Source organism: Wolbachia endosymbiont of Ctenocephalides felis wCfeT (assembly GCF_012277295.1).
GTDB lineage: Bacteria > Pseudomonadota > Alphaproteobacteria > Rickettsiales > Anaplasmataceae > Wolbachia.
Genome location: NZ_CP051156.1, coordinates 616,975 through 631,679 on the forward strand (window position 1 = coordinate 616,975; position 14,705 = coordinate 631,679).

Below are 14,705 nucleotides of genomic sequence, written 5' to 3' on the forward strand. Positions count from 1 at the left end.
GACCTAATTAGCAAAGTAAATTAATATCTAATTAAATTATCGTGCGAATATGGAAACTGATATAGTAATAATAGGTGCAGGTCCTGTTGGAATATTCACTGCTTTTCAAGCGGGTATGCTGGATATGAAATGTCATATAATAGATATTTTAGATCAAGAGGGTGGGCAATGTACTGCTCTTTACCCAGAAAAACCAATATACGATATACCAGGTTATCCAGTGATTACTGCACAAGGGTTGATAGAGAAATTGATAGCACAAGCCTCACCATTTGAGCCTACCTACCACTTAAATCAGAAAGTAGAAAGGATTGTAAATAACAACGATCAAAGCTTCACTGTAGTAACTAATAAAAAGACAGAGATAAAATGTAAAGCTATTATCATTGCTGCAGGTAATGGAATGTTCGAACCTAATCGTCCACCTTTGGATAGCATACTAGAATACGAAAATAAAACTGTGTTTTATAGTATCAGTAAAATTTCTAAATTTCAGGATAAAATCATAGCGATCGCAGGGGGTGGTGACTCTGCAGCCGATTGGACAGTAGAGCTTTCTAAAATTGTGAAAAAAATTTATATGATACACAGAAGAAAGGAATTTCGTTGTGCTCCTGAAACTAAAAATAAGCTGGAATCATTGGTAGAAGAAGGAAAAATAGAACTTGTGGTGCCATATCAATTATATGAGCTGGTTGGTAATAATGGACAGTTGAGTGCATTAGTGGTGAAAAATATTACCACACAAGAAGAAAAGAAAATACCTGCTGATTTTCTATTGCCATTTTTTGGATTGTCAATGAACCTTGGTCCAATAAATAACTGGGATATAAAATTGGAACATAGCCGCATAGTTGTTGATCCAGCAACGCTTAAAACTAACAGAGACGGAATATATGCAATAGGAGATATCGCTACTTATCCAGGTAAGTTGAAGTTGATACTGAATGGTTTTGCTGAAAGTGCTATGGCTTGTTACGATGTATATAAGAGAATCCATAACTCCCCAGTTAATTTTCAATATTCAACTACAAAAGGAATTCAGCAAAGCAATAAAAGTAGTGATAAACTTAATGTTTAGGTGTTTCCAATTCAGGAAAATTATTACCTTTTTTACTTTTTATAGGAGAGGTGCTTTTACTGTGGCTTTTACTATCATTTTTCACTGGAACAGTAGGATGAACTAAAGCAACTTTTATAACCTCATCAATGTTTTTAACAAAGACCACGTTGAGTCCTTCTTTAATATTTACTGGAATTTCTTGCATATCTTTCTCATTTTCACTTGGTATAATAACAGTTTTTATTGATCCTCTGAGAGCTGCAAGTAATTTTTCCCTCAGTCCCCCAATAGCTAAAACTCTTCCGCGCAGTGTAACTTCACCTGTCATAGCAACACTTTTGTTAACTGGTATGTTTGTCATAAGAGAAACTATAGATGTGCATACTGCGCTACCTGCAGAAGGACCATCTTTTGGTACAGCACCTTCTGGCACATGCAAATGTATATCGTTACTTTGAAACTTCTCGGGCTTAATGCCAAAGGATAAACAGTTCGAGCGAATGTAACTATATGCAGCCTTGATAGACTCTTGCATTACCTCTCCAAGCTTTCCTGTGTATTTTATTTCCCCCTTACCTGGAATTAGCACTGACTCTATCATTAAAATATCGCCGCCTGTTTCCGTATAGGCAAGACCAGTTACCACTCCAACTAAACTCTCATTTTCCGCAATACCAAAAGTATATTTACGTACCCCAAGGTAATCTTTTAAATTATCAATGCCCACAGATATGCTTTTGCTCTTATCTGTTAATATCTCTTTTACTGCTTTTCTCATGAGCTTTGCAAGCTCCCTTTCCATACTACGCACACCACTTTCACGTGTATATAAACGTATCAGTTTATATAGCGCTTCATCAGTGATTGCCCATTCTTTCTGATGCAAACCATGCTCCTTTTTTAACTTTGGGATGAGATGGTGCGTGGCAATGCTAATTTTTTCATCTTCAGTATAACCAGATAACTGGATAATCTCCATACGATCACGCAAAGGATGAGGAAGATTTAAACTATTGGCTGTAGCTACAAACATCACTGCTGAAAGATCAAATTCAACTTCTAAGTAATGGTCAGTAAAATGCTTGTTGTGTTCAGTGTCTAAAACTTCAAGTAGTGCAGATGCAGGGTCCCCTCGCGAGTCAGAGCCCATTTTATCTATCTCATCGAGTAAGAAGAGTGGATTACATGAGTTAGCTTTTTTCATGTGCTGAATTATTTTACCTGGCATTGAACCAATATAGGTCTTTCTATGCCCACGTATTTCTGATTCATCACGTACACCACCAAGAGATATACGGACAAAATCTCTTCCTACTGCTTTTGCTATTGATTTGGCTAGAGAAGTTTTACCAACACCAGGAGGTCCAACCAAGCAAAGTATAGGGCCTTTGATTTCTTTTACTCTTTTTAATACTGCTAAAAATTCTATTATCCTATCTTTTACTTTCTCTATGCCATAATGATTTTCATCTAGAATCTTTTTTGCAGCATTTAGGTTAATTTTTGCATCTTTGTATTTCCCCCACGGTAAGTCAAGCAACCAATACAAGTAGCTAGATATTACTGTTGCTTCAGGCGAAATGGGGTTCATCTTTTTGTATCTTTTTAAGTCAGTCATAGCTTTCTCTTTTGCTTCCTGAGAAAGTTTTGTCTCATTTATTCTTTTCTCAAATTCATTGGCTACATTGCCGTCGTCACCACTTTCGTATTCACCTAGCTCTTTCTGTATGGCTTTCAGTTGCTCGTTTAGATAATAAACTTTCTGAGTGCTTTCAACTTGAGATTTAATTGTTTTATATAAACGATTTTGTGCATTTAAAATGCTTATTTCTCTTTCAATAAAAGCAAAAACTTTTTTTAATCGATCTTTAAGATCATAAACCTCAAGTATGCTTTGTTTATCTGATATTTTTATATTTAAATGAGAAGCTATTGTATCTACAAGTTCGTTAATTTCTTTGCCTTGATCAATAGGATTGATAACAATTTCAGGTTGATTTTTTTTACTTAATTTACACCAACTATCAAATGCGTCTATAACAGAGCGTTTTAAAGCTTCTAACTCAACATTGTCTTCTTCATATTGATAATTATTCTCTAATTCTACTTTAGCTTGTAATAAAGTATGAGAACTAATGTATTGTAAAACTTTTCCTCTACTTATCCCTTCAACTACAATTTTTACTGCATTGTCAGGTAACTTTATTAATGGTTGTATGACATTTGCTACTACACCAATTTCATAAAGATCTTCTGGCTCTGGGTTGTCAATAGAGCCATCTTGCTGTGCAATAAGAAGAATCTCTTTCTGTTGATTATTGCTTATTGCATACTCCAGTGCGTTGATTGACTTTTCTCTACCAATAAATAAAGGTACCTTTATCTTTGGGAAGATTACCAAATCCCTTAAAGGCAGTACTGGTAATGTAACAAGATCAGAACTTACAACATTTTCAATGTTCATAACATATGCCTCAAGTTAGTTGTTAACTGTTTTAATATTATTTTTGTTATTATTATCAAGAATTACTTTACCTGACTCTACCATTTCCTTAGTAACTAATATTGTACTTCCTTCAAAACCTCCGTTTCCAGCTGTATACATAACATCAAGTAAAAGCGATTCTAAAATAGCACGTAACATCCTTGCTCCGGTTTTGTAGCTTAGAGCTTTTTCGGCAATAGCTGAGATTGCGTCGTCTTCAAGTTCTAGATTTACTTTACTAAATGCGAGTAACGCTTTGTATTGCTTTATTAAAGCATTTCTTGGTTCTGTTAATACATGTACTAAATCTTCATGATCTAGTTCATCTAAAACGGCAATGATTGGAACCCGTCCTACAAACTCAGGTATTAAACCAAACTTGATTAAATCTTCAGGTTGAACATCGCGTAAAGAATTTTTCTTTTTCTGCTCTTTAGACTGACTTATATCTGCTCCAAAGCCAACAGATGTTCCCTTTTTTCTTGCTTCAATAACCTTTTCTATCCCTTCAAAAGCTCCTCCACAAATGAACAATATATTGCTAGTATCAACTTGTATGAACTCTTGCTGTGGATGCTTTCGCCCCCCTTGTGGTGGGACATACGCAATTGTACCTTCCATGATCTTAAGCAGAGCTTGCTGAACTCCTTCACCTGAAACGTCACGAGTAATTGAAGTGCTTTCAGATTTTCTAGTTATCTTATCTATTTCATCTATAAACACTATACCACGCTGTGCTTTTGCAATATCGTAATTTGCAGCTTGTAATAAACGAGATAATACACTTTCCACGTCATCACCCACATAACCAGCTTCGGTTAGGGTTGTTGCATCAGCCATAGCAAACGGCACATCTGAAACTTTAGCAAGAGTTTTTGCCAACAAAGTTTTACCAGAGCCAGTAGGACCAATAAGCATTATGTTTGATTTTTCAATTTCTATATCGCTTATTGTATTAAATTGTGCCATAGATTGGCAGTGATTATACATAGCAACAGAAAGAACGTGTTGCGCGTGTTCCTGACCTACAACGTGCTTGCCAAGGAAATTTCTTATGTCTTCAGGTTTTTTAAGCAATATTTTTAGATCAGATACTGGATCTGGTCTAAAAGGCCTGTTCTTTTCATGATTTATTGCCTTATGAGATAACTCTATGCACTCATTGCAAATAAATACTCTTATACTTTCCGAAGAGTTAGTAATCAATTTCTCAACTTCATCCTGCCCTTTATTACAAAAAGAGCAGTAGTGTAAATCACTATTATTTTCCATTACCCCACCTTTTCTTTTATATCTTCAACTTTAATATCTGTACGTTCGGCTATCACTCTGTCAATCAAGCCAATTTTTTGTGCTTCTTCAGGACTCATGAAATTATCTCTTTCCATCATTCTTTTAATTTCTTTTAGTGAATTTCCAGTATGTGTTTCATAAATCTCATTTAATTTTTCCTTAACTCGTAAAATTTCCTTAGCATGTATTTCAATATCAGTTGCTTGGCCCTGGTAACCGCCAGATGGCTGATGTATCATGATTCTTGAATGAGGTAGCGAGAAACGCTTGCCTTTTGCACCAGCTGTCAGTAACAACGAGCCCATTGATGCGGCTTGACCTATACACAAAGTTGAAACATCTGGTTTGATGTACTGCATTGTATCGTAGATTGATAAGCCAGCAGTAACTACACCCCCTGGTGAATTAATGTACATAGAAATATCCTTGTCAGGATTTTCCGATTCTAAAAATAAAAGCTGTGCTACTATTACGCTGGCCATGTTATCTTCAATAGGGCCGGTAACAAAAATTATTCTCTCTTTTACTAGCCTTGAATATATATCATAAGCACGTTCACCGCGGCTAGTTTGTTCAACTACAATTGGTATAAGAGTCATGTCTTTCTCCTATTAAATATTATCAAATAATTCTTTTAATTCTTTTACAGAAATAGTCTGCTCTTCTTTACTCACTTTCTCTATTATATAGTCTGTAACTTTGTACTCAAGTGCTTGCCCTCTAACTAGCTCTTGAAATCGCCTATCTGATTTAAAGTATTTTAATACTTCCTCAAACGGCATATCTCTACTAACATATTGATTTGCCATAACATTTAAAATATCATTTTGAGTTAATGATATTTTATTCTCTGTGCTAAACTTCATAAATAACATAGCAAGCTTTACACGTTTTTCGGCTTCTTTATATGAGTCATCATGAGTACTGGATTCTCTTTCTACTCTCTGCTGTTCCTGCTTGACTAAGTCTTCAGGCAAATCAAAGTTGTAGCTAGCATGTAAAAGATCAAATAGCTCCTTTTTCATTAAAAGCTCTACCATTTCTGTGCATTGATTACTAACCACCTCTTTTGTATGGGCTGCTAAGTCGGAGTAATTTTCAAACCCCATACCCTTAGCCATTTCTTCATCATTGTCTAAATCTTTGGTAACTTGAATATCATGTACTTTAACAGAAAAATCAGCCTCCTGTCCTGCAAGGGAAATAGCTTGGTAATTTTCAGGAAAAGTTACTTTAAGGCTCTTTGTTTCTCCCTTTTTTGTGCCTATTAATTGACTTTCAAAGCCATCAATAAATTTACCAGATCCTAAAATTACTGAGGCACCTTTGTCACTTCCGCCCTGAAAGAGCTTATTCCTCATTCGCCCTTCAAAATCAATTATTAACTTGTCTCCATTTTTTGCCTGATAAGAAGCATCTTCAACAGAGGCAAAATTAGGAAATTTTGTTTTAATAGAATCAATAAATTCCTTTATATCTTCATCTTCAATTTTTGCTTCCAATTTCTTTAAGTTTATTTTCTCAAGATCTATTACTGGCACTTCTGGCATTGATTCAAAAGATAGTTTATACACAAAGCCGCTTTCTTCGTTAGTTTTGTCCAAGTCTGGCAATGTTACAACTTCAACTTTAGGATAAATATGGGATTCAACTTTGATTTTCTTCATTAAATCTTCTGAGCAATAATCAATTACATTATTTATTACATACTCCAAAGCTTCACCTCTGTAGTTTTTAACCACAAGATCATAAGGCGTCTTACCTGCTCTGAATCCAGGTAATTTTACATTTTCTGCTATTTCCTGCAAACGGGAGTCCATCTTTTGCTTTATGTAGTCAATACTAACTGTGACTTCATATTCATGCTTTAGTTTATCTATATTAAGCTCTTTGTAAGTATATACGCTATTTGGTGCATCTACTTCAACTGTGCTTTGAGGTGTGTTATTAGACATTGTAATCCACTTATTAATATTTTAATTTTTATTTTTATAAAGTTATTTTAACAGAATTTTAAGTAAAATACAATCTTTAAGAAAGGTTTTTCCTATAAACATCAATTGTATTCATTGATTATAAATTTTCCCTTAAAACACGAGCTTTAAAGTGCGGATAGAGGGACTTGAACCCCCACGAGCAAGCTCACCAGGACCTAAACCTGGCACGTCTACCAATTTCGCCATATCCGCAAGAGTACTTTATATAGGTATAACATTTGAAATATTCAAGCTCGGATTTGATTCCTGGTATTTACACAATCAGAAAAGCCTATTAATATTTCTTTATGAAAGCTCAAAACTCCAAAAGTTAATAATGAGATTAATAACAAGCCTCCTACTTGCACTTTTTTTAATTACGCAAAGTGGTTGTACAACCCTTTTAATAGGTGGTTTAGTGGCCACAGCAACTGCAACGGCAATTACAATGCAGGATAAATCCTTAGGCAATATCATCGATGACACTGCCATGGTCATAAAAATTAATAAAGGGCTTTTAAAGCATGGATTGTTTTCGTCTATAAAGGCTAAAGTAAGTGAAGGTAGGGTATTACTAATTGGAAATGTTGACACTCCAGAAAAACAACTTACAGCAGAAAAGGTAGCTTGGGGACAAAAGGAAGTTAAGGAAGTGATAAATGAGATAAGAGTGACTCCAATTCATATGTCTTCCATACTCGATACCACTGTAGATGGTTTGATAACAGCGGAGATAAAAACAAGATTACTGAGCAAAAGAAATATAAAATCGATTAATTATAGTGTTAATACAATTGATGGAGTTGTTTATTTGATGGGTATAGCTCAAGATAAGGCAGAGTTAAAAGCCGTGATAGCCATTGCAAGAAAAGTAAAAGGGGTAAAACAAGTTGTGAGTTATGTGAGATACAGGCACAGTAAACTACGTCATTAAAAGATAGGTGTAAAATGAAAGTTGCTTTTCAAATGGATGCAAATATCAATTTTGAAACCGATACCACATTTTTGCTTATAAAAGAAGCACAAAGAAGAGGGCATGAGATTTTCATTTATACTCCTAATGATTTGGCACTCAAGCTCAATAAACCAATTGCCATGGCTCATAGGATAAGTATTGATGATTGTAGTTTTACCGCAAAGGAGAGTGTAACAATCAATCTAAATGAAGTAGATATTATCTTTATAAGACAAGACCCACCATTTGATATGCGTTACATTACAACAACTTATATCTTAGAAAAAACTGGTGCATTAGTAATAAATAATCCAACAGAAATAAGAAACTGCCCAGAGAAGTTAATAACTTCTCTGTTTCCAGAACTCATTCCACCAACTTTAATCACCGAGAATATATCGATGATTAGGGATTTTCATCGCGATTATAAAGATATAATACTGAAACCATTATATAGTTATGGCGGTAATGATGTAATAAGAATACAAGATAAAAGTAGCATTCAAGTAGTAGTGGAGCTTATGGTGGCAAAATACGAATGCCCAATTATTGCGCAAGCGTTCTGTAAAAATATAGATAAAGATAAAAGAATACTATTGCTTGATGGAAGCCCAATAGGAGCAATGAAGAGAGTTCCACAAGTAAGTGGGGAAATTAGAACAAATGTGCGGCTTGGGGCAAGTTTTGAGCCCATTGAAATGGACGATAGAGATAATGAAATATGTAGCAAAATAGGTCCAGAGCTAGAGAAGCGAGGACTTACATTTGTTGGCATTGATATCATGGACGGTTTTTTACTTGAAATTAACACAACCTCTCCCACAGGGGTGGTTTACGTCAATAAATTATATAAAAAGTCACTGGAAATAGATCTTTGGGATGCGTTTGAAGCAAAAGTACAGTTAAGTTAATTTAAAAATTTCATATGTGAAAAAAAGATCTAAGCAGCTACTACTTAGATCTTTATTATACCCCTCAGGCCTCACACCGTAAAAGCAGTATTTTATGAGAAACTTATGTCAACGTAGCACTTGTCAGGTAAGTCGTAATCGTTCCATTCACCAAACTTTAAACTGGAACTAATTCCTTGAGGGTCATTTACTGGCACTATGCCATTTAATGTAAGCCCTGTTGTAAACCAGCTATTATCTTTCTCTATTATTGTTATCTTATCACTACCAAGTGCTTTTAATGCTATAGTTGCATCTTTACCGTTGTTTGTAAGTGCATTAGCACCACTTTTGTTTATTTTGATACCCGTAATTGTAAAGCAATTTTCTGGCCTTTCTAAATGTAATTTTAAACTTCCTTTACCGGTGCCACTATCAGTAATTGTAAAAGTGCCTTTATAGTCTTGACCTACAATAACAATTTCTTGATCATTAGCCAAGTTACGGATTCCTTCGTCAAGCAATGTTTCTTCTGCTGTATTAGAAACAATTGTGACTGCTTTTTTACCGTTTACCGTAATACCAGTAAGTTTCTTTAATTTGATTTTTGCTGTCATCTCTGCCTCATAATTAACTATCAAACCTGTTTTTAATTGGAATTTGTTAAGTTATTATTAATTGGGGTGAATTTTATCGGAGCAAAATCAGAAGTTTCTACTTTAAAATAAAATCTAACGTTATTTCACGCCAAATATGGTAATGCTCTATTGGTAAATTATTGAATGGGCTACATTTATACACTGCACGCATTGCAGTGTCTGCTATTGATCTAAAAAGTGGATTATTATGATAGGTGTAGTTTTCTGCCACATCTGCCATTACTACCTCTCCTTTATTAGATAATAACAAATTGATTTTTATATTAAAGTTCTCTGTATGGGCCATATTTTCAGAAATGCTCCAACACTTTGCTAGCTGATTTCTTATGGAATCAATAATTTCTGTTATAACTTTTTTCGTATTTTGTTTTGCTATGGGCTTTACAGTAATATTTTCATTGGTTTTCTTTTCAAGTTGTGTTTCTTTTTCCACTTGGGATTTATTGCGCTCTTCAAGTGCACTATTTTCTTCTGAGACTTGATCATCATAAATGGGCTTTAAATCCTTTTTCCTGCTTGGTTCAGGGTTAAATTCTTCTTGTACTTCAATTATCTGCCTTACAATTTGTTGTTTTGCTATATCTTTTTTTCTCTTTGGTGTGGGAATAAACTCCTCTTCGATATTATTTTCTACCTGAGATTGTGCAGATAATGGGGAAAATATAAAGTAATATACAAGCGACAGGAGAATAAAATTAGAACAGATATTACAACACTTAGCAGTTAATACATTTAAATTTCTTATAAGAAGTCCAGCAGACATTAAATTGCTTAGCACGTCCTTTATTTGCCATACTTTAGTGATTTAAAATCAATATTGAGTAGAAAGTCAACACTTTTCATTTTGGCTAGGTTGTAATGGCATGGTAATTTCTACGGTCACGTCCTCCATTTCCGTTTGTGCTATAATTTTTGGCGTTGTTTGATATCTATTTCTTCTGTCTTCTCGTAATGTACCAAACGTGCGAAGCATGCTTCCTTCATTGTTAGCTTCTGGCTCTGCCGGTGGTGGACAACAGCGGCGAATTGGATCTGTTCCTGAAATGAGAAGGCACATACCTACGATTAAAAGAACAAAAGTTAAAAAAATCATTGTTAAAAGTAATTCGTGGGTAGTAATTATGCGAAAAAGAGCGTGGAAAATCCATAAAATTTTATAAATATCTCTTTTTGGCAATAAAGCAATACTTTAGTATAATAAAGATTTATTTTGAATTTACCATAGTGAAGACAGTTTCAGTTTTGGGATCTACAGGTAGCATAGGAAAAAGCACTGTAGATTTACTTTTTAGTAATAGAGAAGAATACCAAGTTGAAGCGTTAAGTGCTAATTCAAATTTTGCTCTTCTAGCGCATCAAGCAAAACTATTGAATGCTAAATATGTCGCTATTTCCGATAAAAAATTCTACAAATCTCTTAAGGAAAGTCTATTTGGTACTAATATTAAAATAGAAGTTGATATAGCAAGTGTTGCTGCTATGCCTGTTGATCTTTCAGTGATTGCGATAGTTGGAATTGCTGGTCTTGAACCAGTAATGCGAGTGATAGAAAGCGGCACTAAAGTGATTGCATTAGCAAATAAGGAAAGTATTGTTTGTGGTGGAAGATTACTGCTTGAAAGAGCCAAAAAGAAAGATATAAAAATAATCCCCATTGATTCTGAGCACAATGCAATTTTCCAGGTGCTGCAGAATGATAATAAATGCGTAGAGAAAATCATACTTACTGCTTCTGGTGGACCATTTTTGAATTACGGTTATGAGCAGTTAAGGAATGTTACGGTAAATCAGGCGCTGAGTCATCCAACTTGGAATATGGGAAGGAAAATTTCAATTGACAGTGCAACAATGATGAACAAAGCACTAGAAATAATAGAAGCACACAATTTATTCACTATTGCTCCAAATGAGATTGAAGCAATAGTGCATCCTGAGTCAATAATACATGGTATTGTCGTGTATAGAGATGGTTTCAATATTGCTGTACTTGCAGAGCATGATATGACAATTCCAATTTCATATGCTCTATTTTTGCCAGAAAGATCAGTCTTAGATTATAAATTGGATTTAACAAAGCAGAAAAATTTAACCTTTCAGGCGCCGGATCATAAGCGTTTTCCTGCTCTAAATCTTGGTATGGAAGTATTAAATTCTTCTAATGCTCACACAAATAGCATAGTGTTCAATGCTGCAAATGAAGTGGCTGTAAATGCATTTTTAAAGTCACAAATAGGCTTTATGGAGATAGTAGAAGTAGTAAGATCAACATTAGAGAGTTTTGATGATTATGTTGGTGTTGATTCATTGTCTGATATAATCAACATTGACCGTGAAAGCCGTGCAATTGCTGGTGCTAATTTAAATGTAGAGAAGTCTATTGCGTATCCATTCAGGTGTATGGCTTAAGAAGCAATAGCCAGTAGGTTTTGAAAAAGATTTAACTTCTTTTGCCTCCAAGTCAAGTACAATGAAATTATCCTCTCAAGAAACATATTTCCCCGTTTCGATTGTGTAAAATAGTATCCATTCAGCCGGGCGGTAAAATAAAGAGTAGACAAGGAATGCTAAAAAGGTAAACTAGAGTGGCTGTGAGGTAATATGGTTGATCTTTTAGAATTTTGCGAAAGTTTAAGCAGACTATAGAAAAGTTAGAAACAAAAATAGAAGAGCTTAAAGCAGAAAATAAAGCGCTAAGGATCGAAAACGCTGAGTTAAAAGAAAGGCTTGGCTTAAATTCAAAAAATTCATCTATACCAAGCTCCAAAGAATTATATAAGATGAGGGAAAATAAGCCAAAAAGTGACAGGAAAGTAGGAGCACAGGTTGGACATAAAGGCAGTTACCGCCCTAAAATGGAGGCAGATGAGATGGTAAAAATAGAACTGCCCAATACGTGTGAGTGCGGAGGAGAAATTGCGGTATCAAAAGATCCGTATACTCATCAAAAGGTCGATTTGCCGGAAATCAAGCCGTATGTAGTTGAATATCAACTAGAGCATGGACGTTGCAAAAGATGTGGAAAAAGAAAAAGTAGCAAGCTACAAGAAGGAGTAACTGCGGACACATTTGGTCCAAGAGTTAAGTCAGTAATTGCAGCATTAAGTGGATTTTACAAGAATTCGAAAAAAGAAGTGGCAAATATTATAAAGGACATTTTCAACCTGGATATCAGCGTCGGTAGTGTATCAAATAGCGAGGCTAGAGTGGCAGAAAAATGCCAAGAAGCATATGAGCAAATTGAGGAAGAGGTAAGCAAGAGCAAAATTTTACATATCGATGAAACTAGCCATTACAACAAAGGTAAACAGGGCTGGTGCTGGATGTTTGCGAGCAAAATAGGAAGTGTGATCAAATTGACAGAGTCAAGAGGGATGAAAGTCCTGGAAAATAGTAAATTTGGAAAGAATAACAACCTAGTAGTGACCGACAGATATGCAGCTTACAACTACTTTTCCAGCAAGAAAAGGCAGGTCTGTTGGGCACATTTAGCAAGAGATTTTGAAAGGTTGTCTCATAGTTGGAATAGCGAAGTGAAAGTTTTGGGGTATTATTTAAGGAATGTTGCTACTGAATTATTTGCATTGAAAAAAGCTCTGTTAAAGGATGAAATAGACACATTAAGGTTCATAAGAAGAGCAAGAAAATTACGCAAGCGAACGAGATATTACTTAAAGAATATATCAAATTTACCCGAGGCAATTGGAGCGTCTCGAGTAGCAAAAAATATCATGAAATCGGATCTGATGATGTGGAAATTTTTGGACGATCCAGAAAATATTCCACTGACAAACAACTATGCTGAGCAACAGATTCGGCATTACGTTGTTTACCGAAAAGTTTCATATTTTACACAATCGAAACGGGGAAATATGTTTCTTGAGAGGATAATTTCATTGTACTTGACTTGGAGGCAAAAGAAGTTAAATCCTTTTCAAAACCTACTGGCTATTGCTTCTTAAGCCATACCTCTGAATGGATACGTAAAATATGAAACTTTTCGGTAAACAACGTAATGCCGAATCTGTTGCTCAGCATAGTTGTTTGTCAGTGGAATATTTTCTGGATCGTCCAAAAATTTCCACATCATCAGATCCGATTTCATGATATTTTTTGCTACTCGAGACGCTCCAATTGCCTCGGGTAAATTTGATATATTCTTTAAGTAATATCTCGTTCGCTTGCGTAATTTTCTTGCTCTTCTTATGAACCTTAATGTGTCTATTTCATCCTTTAACAGAGCTTTTTTCAATGCAAATAATTCAGTAGCAACATTCCTTAAATAATACCCCAAAACTTTCACTTCGCTATTCCAACTATGAGACAACCTTTCAAAATCTCTTGCTAAATGTGCCCAACAGACCTGCCTTTTCTTGCTGGAAAAGTAGTTGTAAGCTGCATATCTGTCGGTCACTACTAGGTTGTTATTCTTTCCAAATTTACTATTTTCCAGGACTTTCATCCCTCTTGACTCTGTCAATTTGATCACACTTCCTATTTTGCTCGCAAACATCCAGCACCAGCCCTGTTTACCTTTGTTGTAATGGCTAGTTTCATCGATATGTAAAATTTTGCTCTTGCTTACCTCTTCCTCAATTTGCTCATATGCTTCTTGGCATTTTTCTGCCACTCTAGCCTCGCTATTTGATACACTACCGACGCTGATATCCAGGTTGAAAATGTCCTTTATAATATTTGCCACTTCTTTTTTCGAATTCTTGTAAAATCCACTTAATGCTGCAATTACTGACTTAACTCTTGGACCAAATGTGTCCGCAGTTACTCCTTCTTGTAGCTTGCTACTTTTTCTTTTTCCACATCTTTTGCAACGTCCATGCTCTAGTTGATATTCAACTACATACGGCTTGATTTCCGGCAAATCGACCTTTTGATGAGTATACGGATCTTTTGATACCGCAATTTCTCCTCCGCACTCACACGTATTGGGCAGTTCTATTTTTACCATCTCATCTGCCTCCATTTTAGGGCGGTAACTGCCTTTATGTCCAACCTGTGCTCCTACTTTCCTGTCACTTTTTGGCTTATTTTCCCTCATCTTATATAATTCTTTGGAGCTTGGTATAGATGAATTTTTTGAATTTAAGCCAAGCCTTTCTTTTAACTCAGCGTTTTCGATCCTTAGCGCTTTATTTTCTGCTTTAAGCTCTTCTATTTTTGTTTCTAACTTTTCTATAGTCTGCTTAAACTTTCGCAAAATTCTAAAAGATCAACCATATTACCTCACAGCCACTCTAGTTTACCTTTTTAGCATTCCTTGTCTACTCTTTATTTTACCGCCCGGCTGAATGGATACTACAAGTAAAGTATCAGATTATATTTTCTGCAGTACTATGCGCATTATAATTTTCTCACATTTGCTGCTGTTA

At 35.1% G+C, this 14,705-nt stretch carries 12 protein-coding genes, 1 tRNA gene and 2 pseudogenes; 5 read left to right on the forward strand and 10 right to left on the reverse strand.

Features of this window, described 5'->3' with window-relative positions:
- Nucleotides 1–49 precede the first annotated feature (49 nt).
- Entirely contained in the window at nt 50–1,081 is a 1,032-nt protein-coding gene (locus HF197_RS02990; protein ID WP_168464218.1) for an NAD(P)/FAD-dependent oxidoreductase, read from the forward strand.
- Here HF197_RS02990 and lon read toward each other — a convergent pair.
- From lon to HF197_RS03015, 5 genes are all read right to left on the reverse strand, one after another.
- Complete coding sequence (lon, locus tag HF197_RS02995) at nt 1,071–3,527, reverse strand: endopeptidase La (RefSeq protein ID WP_168464219.1); 2,457 nt, start codon at nt 3,525–3,527, stop codon at nt 1,071–1,073. The genes HF197_RS02990 and lon overlap by 11 nt on opposite strands.
- Before the next feature lie 15 nt (nt 3,528–3,542).
- Complete coding sequence (gene clpX / locus HF197_RS03000; protein ID WP_168464220.1) at nt 3,543–4,820, reverse strand: ATP-dependent Clp protease ATP-binding subunit ClpX; 1,278 nt, start codon at nt 4,818–4,820, stop codon at nt 3,543–3,545.
- Nucleotides 4,820–5,440: an ATP-dependent Clp endopeptidase proteolytic subunit ClpP gene (gene clpP / locus HF197_RS03005; RefSeq protein WP_168464221.1), complete on the reverse strand. Its 621-nt coding sequence runs from the start codon at nt 5,438–5,440 to the stop codon at nt 4,820–4,822. The genes clpX and clpP overlap by 1 nt, the downstream gene beginning before the upstream one ends.
- A 12-nt stretch (nt 5,441–5,452) precedes the next feature.
- On the reverse strand, nt 5,453–6,796 hold the full coding sequence (gene tig / locus HF197_RS03010; RefSeq protein ID WP_168464222.1) for a trigger factor: 1,344 nt from the start codon (nt 6,794–6,796) through the stop codon (nt 5,453–5,455).
- A 152-nt stretch (nt 6,797–6,948) separates the two neighbouring features.
- Nucleotides 6,949–7,030 (reverse strand) — tRNA-Leu (locus HF197_RS03015).
- A gap of 124 nt (nt 7,031–7,154) precedes the next feature.
- Between HF197_RS03015 and HF197_RS03020 the strand changes: the two genes are divergently transcribed.
- Nucleotides 7,155–7,751: a BON domain-containing protein gene (locus HF197_RS03020; protein ID WP_168464223.1), complete on the forward strand. Its 597-nt coding sequence runs from the start codon at nt 7,155–7,157 to the stop codon at nt 7,749–7,751.
- A gap of 14 nt (nt 7,752–7,765) precedes the next feature.
- Nucleotides 7,766–8,683: a glutathione synthase gene (gene gshB / locus HF197_RS03025; RefSeq protein ID WP_168464224.1), complete on the forward strand. Its 918-nt coding sequence runs from the start codon at nt 7,766–7,768 to the stop codon at nt 8,681–8,683.
- A 92-nt stretch (nt 8,684–8,775) separates the two neighbouring features.
- On the opposite strand, the gene HF197_RS03030 is transcribed toward gshB, so the two are convergent.
- The 3 genes from HF197_RS03030 to HF197_RS03040 form a co-directional block, all read right to left on the reverse strand.
- The gene (locus HF197_RS03030) at nt 8,776–9,279 is read right to left on the reverse strand and encodes a hypothetical protein (RefSeq protein WP_168464225.1); all 504 of its coding nucleotides are present in this window, start codon (nt 9,277–9,279) and stop codon (nt 8,776–8,778) included.
- 97 nt (nt 9,280–9,376) lie between these two features.
- Complete coding sequence (locus HF197_RS03035) at nt 9,377–10,084, reverse strand: hypothetical protein (protein ID WP_246168587.1); 708 nt, start codon at nt 10,082–10,084, stop codon at nt 9,377–9,379.
- A gap of 66 nt (nt 10,085–10,150) precedes the next feature.
- The gene (locus tag HF197_RS03040) at nt 10,151–10,498 is read right to left on the reverse strand and encodes a hypothetical protein (RefSeq protein ID WP_168464226.1); all 348 of its coding nucleotides are present in this window, start codon (nt 10,496–10,498) and stop codon (nt 10,151–10,153) included.
- Between the two features lie 47 nt (nt 10,499–10,545).
- On the opposite strand from HF197_RS03040, the gene dxr reads away from it, so the two are divergent.
- Nucleotides 10,546–11,727, forward strand: coding sequence for a 1-deoxy-D-xylulose-5-phosphate reductoisomerase (gene dxr / locus HF197_RS03045; protein WP_168464227.1), 1,182 nt, complete (start codon nt 10,546–10,548; stop codon nt 11,725–11,727).
- Here the strand turns inward: dxr and HF197_RS03050 are convergent.
- Nucleotides 11,724–11,879 carry a hypothetical protein gene (locus tag HF197_RS03050; protein ID WP_168464228.1) on the reverse strand — a complete coding sequence of 52 codons (156 nt, stop codon included), beginning with the start codon at nt 11,877–11,879 and terminating at the stop codon, nt 11,724–11,726. The genes dxr and HF197_RS03050 overlap by 4 nt on opposite strands.
- Nucleotides 11,880–11,919: 40 nt before the next feature.
- On the opposite strand from HF197_RS03050, the pseudogene tnpC (HF197_RS03055) reads away from it, so the two are divergent.
- Nucleotides 11,920–13,280, forward strand: a pseudogene (gene tnpC / locus HF197_RS03055) (IS66 family transposase).
- A 5-nt stretch (nt 13,281–13,285) separates the two neighbouring features.
- Here tnpC (HF197_RS03055) and tnpC (HF197_RS03060) read toward each other — a convergent pair.
- Nucleotides 13,286–14,553: pseudogene (gene tnpC, locus HF197_RS03060) on the reverse strand (IS66 family transposase); the annotation flags it as partial.
- Nucleotides 14,554–14,705 lie beyond the last annotated feature (152 nt).

What these genes read in the sequence shown, in the direction of transcription:
- HF197_RS02990 (WP_168464218.1), top strand. Translation starts at nt 50, where the DNA reads ATGGAAACTGATATAGTAATAATAGGTGCAGGTCCTGTTGGAATATTC.
- lon (WP_168464219.1), bottom strand. Translation starts at nt 3,527, where the DNA reads ATGAACATTGAAAATGTTGTAAGTTCTGATCTTGTTACATTACCAGTA.
- clpX (WP_168464220.1), bottom strand. Translation starts at nt 4,820, where the DNA reads ATGGAAAATAATAGTGATTTACACTACTGCTCTTTTTGTAATAAAGGG.
- HF197_RS03020 (WP_168464223.1), top strand. Translation starts at nt 7,155, where the DNA reads ATGAGATTAATAACAAGCCTCCTACTTGCACTTTTTTTAATTACGCAA.
- HF197_RS03030 (WP_168464225.1), bottom strand. Translation starts at nt 9,279, where the DNA reads ATGACAGCAAAAATCAAATTAAAGAAACTTACTGGTATTACGGTAAAC.
- gshB (WP_168464224.1), top strand. Translation starts at nt 7,766, where the DNA reads ATGAAAGTTGCTTTTCAAATGGATGCAAATATCAATTTTGAAACCGAT.
- HF197_RS03035 (WP_246168587.1), bottom strand. Translation starts at nt 10,084, where the DNA reads ATGTCTGCTGGACTTCTTATAAGAAATTTAAATGTATTAACTGCTAAG.
- tig (WP_168464222.1), bottom strand. Translation starts at nt 6,796, where the DNA reads ATGTCTAATAACACACCTCAAAGCACAGTTGAAGTAGATGCACCAAAT.
- clpP (WP_168464221.1), bottom strand. Translation starts at nt 5,440, where the DNA reads ATGACTCTTATACCAATTGTAGTTGAACAAACTAGCCGCGGTGAACGT.